The following is a 13,191-nucleotide window of genomic DNA, read 5'->3' as shown; positions in this document are numbered from 1 at the left end:
CGTCTCGTGGGAAATCAAGACGCCGTCCGCCCCGTGCGGCCGAGCTGGAAAATGCGAGCCGCCAGACATAGATGAGACCGCGTTGGGGTGAGCATGTGGCGTCGGGTAGGACATACGTCTCGAAAATCGGCGCCGCTGCCGGACGCCGCTTATGTCGAGCTGGTCGACATGGTGGCGCGGCCGGTCATGCCGGTGGCCTTCATGGGCATAGCGCTCGCCTCTGTCGGCCTGCTGCTCGCAGCGCGCAAGCACGATTGGGCGTTGCTGGCGCTGACGCTCGCCGGCGTCGCTGTGGATATAGCGAGCGTTTTCCTGGTTCTCGCCTATCAGAGGCGCGCAGCGCAGGCGACGATTCTCGCCGATGAGGCGAGGGCGTGGGAGCGCCGCTACGCCATCGGCCTCTTCTCTTTCGCGGCTCTGCTCGGCGCGATCAATGCGCGCGCGCTCATGATGCCGCATCCCCCGGAATCGTCGCTGGTGCCGATGCTGACTTCGGGCCTCGCCTTCGTCTTCGCCGGCGGCGTCGTGTCCAATGTCGCCTTCCGTCCGCGTCTTTGCGCGGTCGGCCTCGCCTTGTCGGCGACGCCGACGGTCATCGGCCTCGTCGTTCGCGCGACGGAGGCGACCGACATCCACATTCTCTTGGGCTTCGTCCTGCAGGCGGTGCTTCTTTCCGCCTTTGCCGTCGTCGGTCTCTTTTGGGCGGCCGAGACGCATGCGGCGACGCGCCGGCAGATCATCTCCAAGCTCGATTTCGCGAAAATGGCGCGGCATGACGATCTGACCGGCCTCGCCAATCGCGTCGAGCTGCGCGAGCGTTTCGACGAGGCTTCGACGCGCCTCGGGCCGAATGAATATCTGGCGATTCATTGCCTGGACCTCGACCGTTTCAAGGCCGTCAACGACGCCTATGGCCATCTGACCGGCGATCTCCTGCTCTGCGCCGTCACTGCGCGCCTGCTGACCATGGTGCGGCGGGAGGATACGGCGGCGCGGCTCGGCGGCGACGAGTTCGTCATCGTCCAGATCGGCGTCCGCCACCCGGACGAGGCGCTGCTGCTGGCGCGCCGCATCGTCCGTGTCCTCGGCGCGCCCTATGAGATCGAGGGCCGCAGCATTCAGATCGGCGTGAGCATAGGCGTCGCTCTCGCGCCTCGCGACGGGCTGACGCTCGAGCAGCTCGTCACGCGCGCCGATGCGGCGCTCTATCGGATGAAGCGCGGCGGAAGGGGAGGGGTCGTCTTCGCCGAGGAGCCGCCGCCCTCGGCCGCCAATGATTCGTGAGCGCGGAAATGGGCGCCGAAAGCTGCGGCGCCCGCCGCCCCGGCGGGATGCGTCATGCGGCAATTTCCGGCAAAGAGCCGCGCTTTCCGGCGCGTGCGATTGACACGCCGCCGGCCGCATAAGCTAATCGCCCGTCGCCGCTTTCCCGGCGTCGCCCCGAGGAGGCGAAGCAGCTCCCGTGTCGATCAAGGTCGCGCTCCACCATCTCACCCATTACAAATATGACCGGCCGGTCGCCCTCGGGCCGCAGGTGATAAGGCTGCGGCCGGCGCCGCATTGCCGCACCCGCGTGCCGAGCTATTCGCTCAAGATCGCGCCCGCCAATCATTTCATCAACTGGCAGCAGGACCCGCACGGCAATTGGCTGGCGCGCCTCGTCTTTCCAGAGAAGGCGGAGGAATTCCGCGTCGAGGTCGATCTCCATGCCGAGATCGCCGTCTACAATCCCTTCGACTTCTTCGTCGAGCCCTATGCCGAGACCTTCCCCTTCGCCTATCCAGAGGAGCTGCGCGCCGAGCTCGCCTCCTGCCTCGAGGTGGAGCCGCTCGGGCCGCTGGCCAAGGCCTTTGTCGAGAGCGTGCGTCCGCGCGAAGACATCCGGCTGGTCCCTTTCCTCGTCGAGCTCAACGCCCGCCTGCAGCGCGATATTCGCTATGTCATCCGCATGGAGCCCGGCGTGCAGACGCCGGACGAGACGCTCGCGGCCGGCACGGGCTCCTGCCGGGATTCGGCATGGCTGCTCGTGCAGGTTCTGCGCAGCCTCGGCCTCGCGGCGCGTTTCGTCTCCGGCTATCTCATCCAGCTGAAGGCGGACGTCGATCCGATCGAGGGACCGACCGGAACCGATAAGGACTTCACCGATCTGCACGCTTGGGCCGAGCTCTATGTTCCCGGCGCCGGCTGGATCGGCATGGACGCCACCTCCGGCCTCTTCTGCGGCGAGGGGCATCTGCCCTTGTGCAGCGCGCCGCATTATCGCTCCGCCGCGCCGCTCTCCGGCGTCGTCGAGCCGGCCGAGGTCGATTTCGGCTTCGAGATGTGGGTGCAGCGCATTCGCGAGGCGCCGCGCATCACCGCGCCTTTCTCGGACGAATCCTGGAGCCGGCTGGACGCTCTCGGCGAGACGGTCGATGCGGATTTGCAGGCGCAGGACGTGCGCCTCACCATGGGCGGCGAGCCGACCTTCGTCTCCATCGACGATTTCCAGGCGCCGGAATGGACGACCGCCGCCGTCGGCCCCACCAAGCGCGCCCGCGCCGATGATCTCGTGCGGCGCCTGCAGGAGCGTTTCGCCCAAGGCGGCTTCCTGCATTACGGGCAGGGCAAATGGTATCCGGGCGAGAGTCTGCCGCGTTGGGCCTTCGCCATTTATTGGCGCAAGGACGGCAAGCCGGTGTGGCGCGATCCCGAGCTGGTGACGCGCATCGGCTCGACCAAAATCCCCACCGCCCAGCAGAGCGAGGCGTTCGTCACCGATCTCTCCGAGCGTCTGGGGCTGGGGCGGCGCTATGTGATCCCGGCCTATGAAGACCCGTCGCATTGGCTGCTGAAGGAAGGCTCTCTGCCCGTCAATGTCGATCCGCTCGATTCGAAGATCGACGACGCGGAGGAGCGCGTCCGCATGTTGCGGGCCTTCGAGCGCGGCCTCGCCAATCCGGTCGGCTATGTGCTGCCCGTGCAGCGCTGGAACGCCCGCGCCGAGCGGCGCTGGGTGTCGGAGCGCTGGCCCTTGCGGCGCGGCCGGCTGTTCCTCGCACCGGGCGATTCGCCGATCGGCCTGCGCCTGCCGATCAGCTCGCTGCCCTGGATTCCGCCGAGCGCCTATCCCTATAGCTGGCAGCAGGACCCGACCGAAAAGCGCGGCCCGCTGCCGGACCCCGCGCATCTGCTGCAAATCTACGAGAGCCGCGCGCTCGACGATCGTCAGGAGGTCAGCGAGCAGTTCCAGGTCGAAGGCGCAGTGCGCACGGCCCTCGCCATAGAGCCGCGCGACGGCGTGCTCTGTGTGTTCATGCCGCCGGTCTCGACGCTCGAGGATTATCTCGAGCTGCTGACCGCCGTGGAGGCGACCGCCAAGGAGATGGACCTCCCCGTCCATATCGAGGGCTATCCGCCGCCGGTCGATCCGCGCCTCGAGGTCATAAAGGTGACGCCCGATCCCGGCGTCATAGAGGTCAACATCCATCCCGGCGACACATGGCGCGACGCCGTGGCCACCACCACGGGCCTTTACGAGGACGCGCGGCAGGCGCGGCTCACTGCCGATAAATTCCTGATCGATGGCCGCCAGACCGGCTCGGGCGGCGGCAATCATGTCGTGCTCGGCGGCCGCACGCCTTTCGATTCGCCCTTCCTGCGCCGGCCGGACCTGCTCAAGAGCCTCGTGCTCTATTGGCAGCGCCATCCTTCGCTCTCCTATCTCTTCTCGGGCCTCTTCATCGGCCCCACGAGCCAGGCGCCGCGGCTCGACGAGGCGCGTCACGATTCGCTCTATGAGATGGAGATCGCGCTCGCCAATGTGCCGGAGGCGGGGACGACGAATTTCCCGCCCTGGGTCGTCGATCGCCTGTTCCGCAATCTGCTCGTCGACGTCACCGGCAACACGCATCGCGCGGAAATCTGCATCGACAAGCTCTTTTCGCCGGACAGTCCGACAGGGCGGCTCGGCCTCGTCGAGTTCCGCAGCTTCGAGATGCCGCCGGACGCGCGCATGAGCCTCGCCCAGCAATTGCTGCTGCGCGCGCTCGTCGCCTGGTTCTGGCGCGAGCCGCAGAGCGGCGGCCTCGTGCGCTGGGGAACGGCGCTGCACGACCGCTTCATGCTGCCGCATTTCATCTGGCGCGATTTCCTCGACGTTCTCGGCGATCTGCGAGGAGGGGGCTACGCATTCGAGCCGGAATGGTTCGAGGCGCAGAAGGAGTTCCGCTGCCCGCTCGCCGGCCGCGTCGAGCATGGCGGGGTGGAGCTGGAGATACGTCAGGCGCTGGAGCCCTGGCATGTGCTGGGCGAGGAAGGCGTCGCCGGCGGCACGGCGCGCTTCGTCGATTCCTCGGTGGAGCGCGTGGAGGTGAAAGCCAAGGGCTTCGTGCCCGGCCGCCATGTCATCGCCTGCAATGGCCGTCGCGTGCCGATGACCAGCGCCGGCGCCTCGGGGGAGGCGGTGGCGGGCGTGCGCTTCAAGGCGTGGCAGCCGGCCTCCGGCATGCATCCGACCATTCCCATCCACTCGCCGCTGACCTTCGACGTCATAGATAGCTGGAGCGAGCGCTCGCTCGGGGGCTGCGTCTATCACACGGCGCATCCGGGCGGTCGCAACTACGACACGTTTCCGGTAAACTCGCATGAGGCGGAGGCTCGCAGGCTGGCGCGGTTCCAGGATCACGGCCATACGCCCGGCCGGGTGAGGCCGCCGCGCGAGGAGCCGGCGGGAGAGTTCCCGCTGACTTTGGACCTGCGGAGGAGTTGTGCCGGCTGAGCGGACGATCGATGCGAGCACGGGAGAGGCGGCGCGCCGCGTCGCCGCCTGGATCGCCCGCTATGCGCCGCCGGAGGGCGTGCCGGACGAGCTGGTCGGCCCGGACGGACGCGTGCGCCCGCATTGGGCGAGCCTGCTCGACACGCTGGGCGGCCTCAGCCGCGAGGATATCGACGATCGTTTCGCCGCCGCCGGGCGGCGCATCCGCGACATGGGCGTCTCCTATCGTGTGCTCGGCGAGACCAAGGAGCGCACCTGGCCGCTGAGCCGGCTGCCGCTGCTGCTGCCGCAGGCCGAATGGCGGGAGATCGCCGCGGGCGTCGCCCAGCGCGCCGAGCTGCTCGACATGGTGCTGCGCGACGCCTATGGCGAGCAGCGCCTCGTCAAGGAGGGCGCGCTGCCGGCGGCGGTCATCGCCGGCTCGCCGGATTACATCCGCCCGATGAGCGGCGCGACGCCGCCCGGCGGACGCTGGCTGCGCTTCTACGCCGCCGAGATCGGCCGCGGCCCGGATGGGCGCTGGTGGGTGCTGGGCGATCGCGCCCAGGCGCCCTCGGGCGCCGGCTATTCGCTGGAGAATCGGCTGGTGATGGCGCGCACCTTTCCGCGCCTCTACCGCGACATGAAGGTCGAGCGGCTCGCGCCCTTCTTCCGCGATTTTCGCAGCGCGCTCGCCAAGGCCGCGCAGCAGAAGGACCCGCGCATCTGCCTGCTGACGCCCGGCCCGTTCAGCGAATCCTATTCCGAGCAGGTGAGCCTCGCGCGCTATCTCGGCTTTCTTCTGGTCGAGGGCGCCGATCTCGTCACCAGCGAGCGCAAGCTGCATGTGCGCACCATCGCCGGGCTGAAGCGCGTCGACGTCGTGTGGCGCCGCGTCGATGCCGATTGGTGCGATCCGCTGGAGCTGAACGCCGCCTCGCAGCTCGGCGTGCCGGGCCTGCTCGACACGATCCGCGAGGGCAATGTCACCATCGCCAACATGCCGGGCGCGGGCCTCATCGAATCGCGCGCTCTGCTCTCTTTCCTGCCGGCCATCGCCCGCCGGCTGCTCGGCGAGGATCTGCGCCTCGCCAATATCGCGACATGGTGGTGCGGCCAGGACGAGGCACGCGACGCCGTGCTGGCCTCGCTGGAGGACCGCGCCGTCGCGCCCGCCTTCGGCGAGCATCTCGCCGGCTTTCCCGGCCGCCGCGTGGCGCTGGGGGCCGAGTTCGACGCCGCCGAACGCGCGCGCCTCACCGAGGCGATGCGCGCCCGCGGCATGGATTATGTCGGCCAGGAGGTCGTGCAGCTCTCGACGACGCCGGTCTGGCAGGATGGCGCGCTGGTTCCGCGCCCCTTTGCGCTGCGCGTCTTCGCCGCCGCCACGGCGGATGGTTGGCGCGTGATGCCGGGCGGCTTCTGCCGCGTGTCGGATCGTCTCGACGTGCGCGCCATCTCCATGGGGGCGGGCGCGCAATCGGCCGACGTCTGGGTGCTGGGCGACCGGCCGACCGACAATTCCACCCTGCTGCCGATGAGCGACGATGTGGAGATCGTCCGCATGGTCGGCGATCTGCCGAGCCGCGCCGCCGACAATCTCTTCTGGATGGGCCGCTATTTCGAGCGCGCCGAGGCGACGCTGCGGCTGGTGCGCTCGCTGTGCAATCGCCTCACCGAGGCGGACGCCCCCAATTACAGCGGCCGCCAGCCGATCGAGCGGCTGGAGCGCGTGCTGCTCGCCTGGGGCGCCGCGCCGACGCGCGACCCGCGCCTCTCGGCGGCCGAGCTTGCTCTCGCCGCCGCCGGCGGAACCGAGACGGCCGGCTCCGCCCTCTCCATCGCCCGCGCCGCCGAGCACGCCGCCTCCATCGTGCGCGAGCGCCTGTCGCAGGACATTTGGCATCTCGTCCGCCTGCTGGAGGCGCGGCTCGACGATTTCTCGCAAGGCCCCGCCTCGGAGCCGGAAGTGCTCGAGGGCGTCGAGCAATCGCTGCACGTGCTGGCGGCGCTCTCCGGCCTCATCGACGAGAATTTCAACCGCGTCGCCGGCTGGTGCTTTCTCGATCTCGGCAAGCGCGTCGAGCGGGCGATCAACGCCTGCCGCTTCTCCCGCCAATTCGCCGACGAGGGCGCGACCATCGACAGTCTCGACACTCTGCTCGAGCTGATCGATTCGCAAATCACCTATCGCTCCCGCTATCTCGCCGGCGCCGCTCTCGCGCCCGTGCTCGATATGGCGGTGCTCGATCCTTATAATCCGCGCTCGGTCGGCTTTCAGGTGGCCAAGATCGAGGAGCATCTCTCCTCTCTGCCGACCCTGCGTCACGACGGCTTGCTGGAGGCGCCGCGCCGTCTCGCCGTGAAATTGCGCGCCGAGATCGAGGTGGCGAACGCCGCCGAGCTGGACGCCGCCAAAATCTTCGCCATAGAGCAGCGCTTGATGAGCCTTGCGGATGCGCTCGCCTCCCGCTACTTCCTGCAGGGCTCCAACGCGGCGCATTTCGAAGAGCCGATCCGGTTAGCGTGATCTACGACATCACCCATGTGACGACCTACAGCTACGAGGCGCCCGTCGCCGCGGCGCGCTGCGCTTTGCGCCTATTGCCGCGCGACGACGCCGGCCAGCGCGTCGTCTTCGGCCGCATCGACATCACGCCCAGCCCGCACGACTGGCGCGAGCGCGTCGATTTCTACGGCAATCGCGTCGCCGAGGCGCAGCTGGACGCCCCCCATGTGAAGCTCGGCATCGCAATGAGCGCGCGCGTGCGCGTCGAGCGCGCCGCCCCGCCCGAGGAGGCGTCGACGCCGCCGTGGGAGACCGTGCGCGCAGAGGCGCTGGAGACGCCCTCGCTCGGTCCCGACGCGCCGGCGCATTTCATCTTTCCGAGCCGGCTCGCGCCCCTCTACGCGCCCGCGACGGCCTATGCGCGCGAGAGCTTTCCGCCCGGCCGGCCGATGCTGGCCGGCGCGGTGGAGCTGATGCGGCGCATCCATCGCGATTTTCTCTACGATCCCAACGCCACCCATGTCGCAATGCCGCTGGCGCAGGCCTTCGACAAGCGCAGTGGCGTCTGCCAGGATTTCACCCACATCATGATCGCGGCGCTGCGCGGGCTGGGCCTGCCGGCGGCCTATGTCAGCGGCTATATCCGCACCATACCGGCGCCCGGCGCCGCCAAGCTCGAGGGCGCCGACGCCTCCCACGCCTGGATTTCCGTCTGGTGCGGGCGCGAGTTCGGCTGGCTCGGCGTCGATCCGACCAACGCCATTCTGGCTATGAACGACCATGTGGTGATCGCGCGAGGCCGCGATTACGCTGATGTCTCGCCGATCGACGGCGTGATTTTCGCCGCCGGCAAGCAGAAGCTCGACGTCAGCGTCAGCGTCAAGCCGATAGAAGAGGCCGCCTGAGCAGGCGGTCGATCTTCGTCAGCTCGCAATGATGCAGCAGCAGCACCTCATTGGAGGCGGCGAGCTGCACGGCGCTCGCCGTATAGCCCTTGGTGGCGACGACGATTCCGCGCTCGGCCTCCTCATGGGCGATGGCGGCGACGATCTCCTGCACGGCCCTGTTGCCGACCGGCTTCGAATATTTCTTGCACTGGACGACGATCCTGCGTCCGCGCTTCTCCGCGACGATATCGACGCCTTGATCGCCGCTCAGCCGCGTCACCCGCGCGCTCCAGCGCGCCTCGCGCAGCAGGGCGGCGCAGAAATGCTCGTAATCCTCCGGGCTCATCGCCTCGCTATATTGCGGAAAGGCGATCTCCTCATAAGCGAGCACGGCGAGATGCAGCACGCCGACAAAAGCGAGCGCCATCGCCGAGGCGCCGGCGACGTGCGGCCAGAGCCAGCCCGCGGCGGCGGCGCAGACGATGATGAAGGCGAGACAACGTCTCTTTCTGCTGCGCGTCATCGCTGTCGAGATCGCCTTTCGCCCGGCCGAAAAGGGCGGCGCCGCCATGCAAGGGGAGAAAGGTTAATTTGCCGCGAAGAGGGGGCTCTTGCGGTTCCGAGACGATCGGGTGAAGACGCCCTCATGCTGAGGAGCCCGCGAAGCGGGCGTCTCGAAGCACGCGGGCGGCCTCATTGCGTCGCCGACTGGAACCTCCCCCTCGCGCTTCGAGACGCGCCCTTCGGGCGCTCCTCAGCATGAGGGGGAGAGTCGCGCAGCGGTCTCGAAGCCCTGCGACCCTCTCGCTCTGGACATGGCGCGCCATCCGAACCAAAGTGAGCCGGCTCCTGCACCGCACAAAGCCTTGGACGCCGCCTTGCCTTCCGCGCATCCCTTCATCGTCGCCCGCGATCCGCTCGCCCCGCCGCCGGGGCTCGAGGGGGCCGTCGTCGCCATCGGCAATTTCGACGGCCTGCATCGCGGCCATCGCGGCGTCATCGCCCATGCGCAGGCTCTGGCGCAAAAGCTCGGCAAGCCTTGCGCGCTGCTCACTTTCGAGCCGCATCCGGCCGATTGCTTCGCCGGAAAATCGATCATATTCCGGCTCACCCCGCCCGACGCCAAGGCCGCGCTGCTCGCCCGTCTCGGCCTCGACGGCATGGTGATCCTCACCTTCGACAAGGACTTCGCTGCGCGTCCGCCGCGAGAGTTCACCGAGGAGATTCTCCACAAGAGGCTCGGCGTCTCGGCGGCGGTGGCGGGCTATGATTTCTGCTTCGGCGCCAAGCGCGCCGGCAATCCCGAATTTCTGCGCGCCGAAGGCGAGCGCCTCGGCTTCGCCGTGGAGATCGTGCCGCGAATCACGCAGGACGAGGCCGGCAGCCTCGAGGCCGTCTCCTCCACCGCGACGCGCGAGGCGCTCGCCGCCGGCGATGTCGCGCTGGCGACCAAGCTGCTCGGCCATCCCTATTTCGTCGAGGGCGTCGTCACCCGCGGCCGGCAGCTCGGCCGCACGCTCGGCTTTCCGACCGCCAATATTGCGCTCGACCCGTCCAGCAAGCTGCGCCACGGCATTTACGCGGTGACGCTGGAAGTGGACGGCGCGCTGCGCGAAGGCGTCGCCAATTTCGGCCGCCGGCCGACGGTGGAGGCGGAGGGCGCGCCGCTGCTCGAGGTCTTCGTCTTCGATTTCGACGGCGATCTCTATGGCAAGACGGTGGAGGTGGCCTTCATCGGCTTCATCCGCGGCGAGGCGAAATTCCCCTCGCTCGACGCGCTCACCGCGCAAATGCGCGAGGACGCGGCGACGGCGCGAGAGATTCTGGCCGCGAGAGGTTGAGCCACAACGCGGACGGAGAAGCGAGCCTGAAGGCTCGCGGTCCGATGCGCGTCCTGGACCGCGAGCCTTCAGGCTCGCATCGCATCGAGGCCGATCACCCGAGCAGAGCGGCGAGAATCGCTTCGAATTCCTCTTCGAGCGCGCCGGTCGCCGCCGGCTTGCCGGCGCGGGCGTACCAATAGCCGGCGTTGCCGAGGTCGTCTTCCGTGCGATGCAGAAAGGCGTGCACCCACATGGCGTCCGCCGCGCCGGAGCTGTCGACGCATTTATGCGCGCCGTCCCTATCGCCCTTGGCGTTCTTCCACAGCGCGAGCAGCGGCGGCGAGAGGGCGGGGGGCGTCTCTGCGGCGAGGGAGGCGTGGAATTGGGCGGGGGTCATGGGGCCGATGCAGGCTGGCGATGGCGCTCCTGCGAGAGAGCGGAAGGCGTCTTCGGAAAGGCGGCGAACGCCAAGACGCATGCGGCGACTCCGCAAACGGCGATAGCGGCGATCATCGGCAGAGCCGCGCCATTGGCTGTCGCGCCGACAATGAAGGAGGCGAATGTTCCGGCGCCGAATTGCAGCGCCCCCAGCAGCGCCGAGGCCGTGCCGGAGATCGCGCCATAGGATTCCAGCGCCATGACGCTGCAGACGGGCATGACGATAGCCCTGGCGGCGATGATGACGAAGAGCGAGGCGGCGAGCATGCCGAGACTCGCGCCGCCGGCCATATCGACCGCCGCCAGCGAGACGGCCGTCGCGGCATAGACCGCGACGGAAGCGCGCACGATCGTTTGCGGCCGAAAGCGGCCCATCAGGTGCGGCACGGTCTGAGCGGCCGCGATCAGGCCGATGGAGTTGACGGCGAAGACGGCGCTATAGGCGGCGGGCGTCAGTCCGTGCAGCGAAATGAAGACGAAGGAAGAGCCGGCGAGATAGGCGAAAAATCCGGCCTGCGCGAACGCCGCCACCGCCACATAAGGGAGAAAGCGGCGGCTGGCGAGAAGATGCGCGTAATTTCGCACGGCGTCGAGCGGGCGGCTGGCGGCGCGAAGCTCTTCCATGCGGGTCTCCGGCAAGGCGATCCACACGAGGACGAGACCGGCGACGCCGAACAGCGCGAGCGCGCCGAACAGAGCCTGCCATGGCGCGACGGCGATGATCGCCGAGCCCAACAGAGGCGCGAGTATCGGCGCGACGCCGAGGACGAGCATCATCATCGCGATGAGCTTGGCGGCCGTCTGCCCCGTGTACAGGTCGCGCACGATGGCGAGGCCCATCACCATGCCGGCCGAGCCGCCGAGCCCATGGATGAAGCGCCAAGCGGCGAGCTGCTCGGCCGTCCCGGCGGTGATGCTGCCGATGGAGCCGACGATGAACAGCAGGAGTCCGGCGTAAATGACCGGCTTGCGGCCGACGGAGTCGGAGATCGGGCCGTAGAAGAGCTGGCCGATCATGAGGCCGGCGAAGAAGGACATGAGGCTGAATTGCACCTGTCCTTCGCCGACATTCAGATTCGCCGCGATCTGCGGCATGGCCGGCAGATACATATCGATCGACAGTGGTCCCAGAGCGCCGAGGGCTCCGAGTATAGGCGCGATGCGCCTGGAAGACGTGTCTCGCATGAGTGGCGTTTCACCTGTTCGCCAGGCGCTCGTTAAGCGTTCGCGCCGAGCTCGAAGGCTCGAGGAGTGGATCGAGCCGAAGGTTGAAGATGACGGATCGTCCCTATTTAGATCGATCTAAGATATATCTTTATATCGGCGGTGGTCAAGCCTTTCATTCGAGCCCCCTACCACGGAGCCCCGAACGCCTGCTATCTCTCCGCCATGACCCTCATCTACAAGCTTCTCCCCGCTTCCCTCTGGCGTGAGGCCGAGGCGGCGGGCGTTTTCGCGGGCGCCGGGATCGATCTTGCCGACGGCTATATTCATTTCTCGACGCGCGCGCAGGTCGAGGAGACGGCCGCGCGTTATTTCAATGGCGTCGCCGATCTTCTGCTCGTCGCCGTGGAAGCCGAGCCTCTCGGCGATGCGCTGAAGTGGGAGCCCTCGCGCGGCGGCGATCTCTTCCCCCATCTCTACGGAACGCTGCCGGTCGCGCGCGTCGCGAAGGTCGCGGCTTTGCCGATGCGCGCGGATGGCGGCCATGATTTCGCGGGGCTCGTCGAATGATCGAGGTTTTTTTCGGCGATCTCGCCACCGCGCTGTTCCGCCGCCTGCCGCCGGAGACGGCGCATCAGGCGACGATCGCCGCTCTGCAGCTGATGCCGGCGCCGAAGCCGCCGCGCGACGATCCGCGCCTCGCGGTCAGCGCCTTCGGCCTCGATTTTCCCAATCCGATCGGCCTCGCCGCCGGCTTCGACAAAAACGCCGAGGTTCCCGACGCCATGCTGGCCATGGGCTTCGGCTTCGCCGAGGTCGGCACGCTGACGCCCAAGCCGCAGGCCGGCAACGCGCGTCCGCGCGTGTTTCGGCTGCCCGAGGATCGCGGCATCGTCAATCGCTATGGCTTCAACAATGTCGGCCATACGCTCGCCTATGAGCGGCTGCTCGTCCGGCGCTCGCGCGGCGGAATCGTCGGCGTCAACATCGGCGCCAATAAGGACGCCGCCGACCGCATCGCCGATTATGAGCGCGGCATTGCGGCCTTCTCCGAGCTGGCGAGCTATTTCACCGTCAATGTCTCCTCGCCCAACACGCCGGGCCTGCGTGACCTGCAGGAGAAGACCGCGCTCTCGGAGCTGTTGGCGCGCGTGCTCTCGGCGCGCGAGCGGGCCAGGCGGCGACGGCCCGTATTGTTGAAGATCGCGCCGGATCTCTCGCTCGAGCAGCTCGACGACGTGGTGAGCGTCGCGCGCTCCCGCGAGATCGACGGGATGATCGTCTCCAACACGACGTTGGCGCGGCCGGAGACTTTGGCTTCGCCTTTCGCGAAGGAGGCGGGCGGGCTCTCGGGCGCGCCGCTCTTCGATCTCTCGACGAAAATGCTCGCCGAGACGTTTCTGCGCGTCGAAGGGCAGTTTCCGCTCATCGGCGTCGGCGGCGTCGATTCGGCCGCTGCGGCGCTCGCCAAGATCGAGGCCGGGGCGAGCCTGGTGCAGCTCTATAGCGCGCTGGTCTATGAGGGGCCGGGGCTGGTGGGGCGCATCAAGAGCGGGATTTTGGAGACGCTGGAGCGCGAGGGCGTGACGCTGGCGGCGCTCGTCGGACGGCGGGCGCGCGCGAAATAATGGG

At 68.2% G+C, this 13,191-nt stretch carries 10 protein-coding genes; 7 read left to right on the top strand and 3 right to left on the bottom strand.

All coding sequences use genetic code 11. The annotated features are described in order from the left end of the window. The first annotated feature begins 93 nt into the window (after positions 1-93). The 4 genes from METLW4_RS0113045 to METLW4_RS0113030 all read left to right on the top strand — a co-directional run bounded on the left by METLW4_RS0113045 (position 94) and on the right by METLW4_RS0113030 (position 8,152). Positions 94-1,284, top strand: a complete 1,191-nt coding sequence (locus METLW4_RS0113045) for a GGDEF domain-containing protein (protein WP_018266658.1) — start codon at positions 94-96, stop codon at positions 1,282-1,284. A 178-nt stretch (positions 1,285-1,462) separates the two neighbouring features. Then, positions 1,463-4,759, top strand: a complete 3,297-nt coding sequence (locus METLW4_RS0113040) for a transglutaminase family protein (protein ID WP_018266657.1) — start codon at positions 1,463-1,465, stop codon at positions 4,757-4,759. Then, positions 4,749-7,268 (top strand): circularly permuted type 2 ATP-grasp protein, encoded by a 2,520-nt coding sequence (locus METLW4_RS0113035; RefSeq protein ID WP_018266656.1) that lies wholly within the window; start codon positions 4,749-4,751, stop codon positions 7,266-7,268. Before METLW4_RS0113040 ends, METLW4_RS0113035 begins: the two co-directional genes overlap by 11 nt. Then, positions 7,265-8,152 carry a transglutaminase family protein gene (locus METLW4_RS0113030; protein ID WP_018266655.1) on the top strand — a complete coding sequence of 296 codons (888 nt, stop codon included), beginning with the start codon at positions 7,265-7,267 and terminating at the stop codon, positions 8,150-8,152. Before METLW4_RS0113035 ends, METLW4_RS0113030 begins: the two co-directional genes overlap by 4 nt. Here the strand turns inward: METLW4_RS0113030 and METLW4_RS0113025 are convergent. Then, positions 8,127-8,657 carry a restriction endonuclease gene (locus METLW4_RS0113025; protein WP_043332724.1) on the bottom strand — a complete coding sequence of 177 codons (531 nt, stop codon included), beginning with the start codon at positions 8,655-8,657 and terminating at the stop codon, positions 8,127-8,129. The genes METLW4_RS0113030 and METLW4_RS0113025 overlap by 26 nt on opposite strands. Before the next feature lie 343 nt (positions 8,658-9,000). Between METLW4_RS0113025 and METLW4_RS0113020 the strand changes: the two genes are divergently transcribed. Continuing rightward, a complete protein-coding gene (locus METLW4_RS0113020) occupies positions 9,001-9,975 on the top strand; it encodes a bifunctional riboflavin kinase/FAD synthetase (protein ID WP_018266653.1) in 975 nt (324 codons plus the stop codon). A gap of 94 nt (positions 9,976-10,069) precedes the next feature. Here the strand turns inward: METLW4_RS0113020 and METLW4_RS0113015 are convergent, their stop codons facing one another. Both METLW4_RS0113015 and METLW4_RS0113010 read right to left on the bottom strand, forming a co-directional pair. After that, positions 10,070-10,354 (bottom strand): hypothetical protein, encoded by a 285-nt coding sequence (locus tag METLW4_RS0113015; protein WP_018266652.1) that lies wholly within the window; start codon positions 10,352-10,354, stop codon positions 10,070-10,072. Next, positions 10,351-11,580 (bottom strand): multidrug effflux MFS transporter, encoded by a 1,230-nt coding sequence (locus METLW4_RS0113010; protein WP_026191481.1) that lies wholly within the window; start codon positions 11,578-11,580, stop codon positions 10,351-10,353. Before METLW4_RS0113010 ends, METLW4_RS0113015 begins: the two co-directional genes overlap by 4 nt. Positions 11,581-11,784: 204 nt before the next feature. Between METLW4_RS0113010 and METLW4_RS0113005 the strand changes: the two genes are divergently transcribed. Together METLW4_RS0113005 and METLW4_RS0113000 are read left to right on the top strand one after the other, a co-directional pair. Beyond that, the gene (locus METLW4_RS0113005) at positions 11,785-12,129 is read left to right on the top strand and encodes a DUF952 domain-containing protein (RefSeq protein ID WP_026191480.1); all 345 of its coding nucleotides are present in this window, start codon (positions 11,785-11,787) and stop codon (positions 12,127-12,129) included. Beyond that, positions 12,126-13,187, top strand: coding sequence for a quinone-dependent dihydroorotate dehydrogenase (locus METLW4_RS0113000; protein WP_018266649.1), 1,062 nt, complete (start codon positions 12,126-12,128; stop codon positions 13,185-13,187). The genes METLW4_RS0113005 and METLW4_RS0113000 overlap by 4 nt, the downstream gene beginning before the upstream one ends. Positions 13,188-13,191: the final 4 nt, after the last annotated feature.

Origin of the sequence: Methylosinus sp. LW4 (assembly GCF_000379125.1) — a bacterium.
GTDB lineage: Bacteria > Pseudomonadota > Alphaproteobacteria > Rhizobiales > Beijerinckiaceae > Methylosinus.
Note: the sequence above shows the minus strand (reverse complement) of the source record. Positions and strands in the feature narration are given on the sequence as shown.

Bases quoted from the DNA above. Each gene is read 5' to 3' on its own strand.
- METLW4_RS0113000 (WP_018266649.1), top strand. From the start codon at position 12,126: ATGATCGAGGTTTTTTTCGGCGATCTCGCCACCGCGCTGTTCCGCCGC.
- METLW4_RS0113045 (WP_018266658.1), top strand. From the start codon at position 94: ATGTGGCGTCGGGTAGGACATACGTCTCGAAAATCGGCGCCGCTGCCG.
- METLW4_RS0113015 (WP_018266652.1), bottom strand. From the start codon at position 10,354: ATGACCCCCGCCCAATTCCACGCCTCCCTCGCCGCAGAGACGCCCCCC.
- METLW4_RS0113005 (WP_026191480.1), top strand. From the start codon at position 11,785: ATGACCCTCATCTACAAGCTTCTCCCCGCTTCCCTCTGGCGTGAGGCC.
- METLW4_RS0113010 (WP_026191481.1), bottom strand. From the start codon at position 11,580: ATGCGAGACACGTCTTCCAGGCGCATCGCGCCTATACTCGGAGCCCTC.
- METLW4_RS0113025 (WP_043332724.1), bottom strand. From the start codon at position 8,657: ATGACGCGCAGCAGAAAGAGACGTTGTCTCGCCTTCATCATCGTCTGC.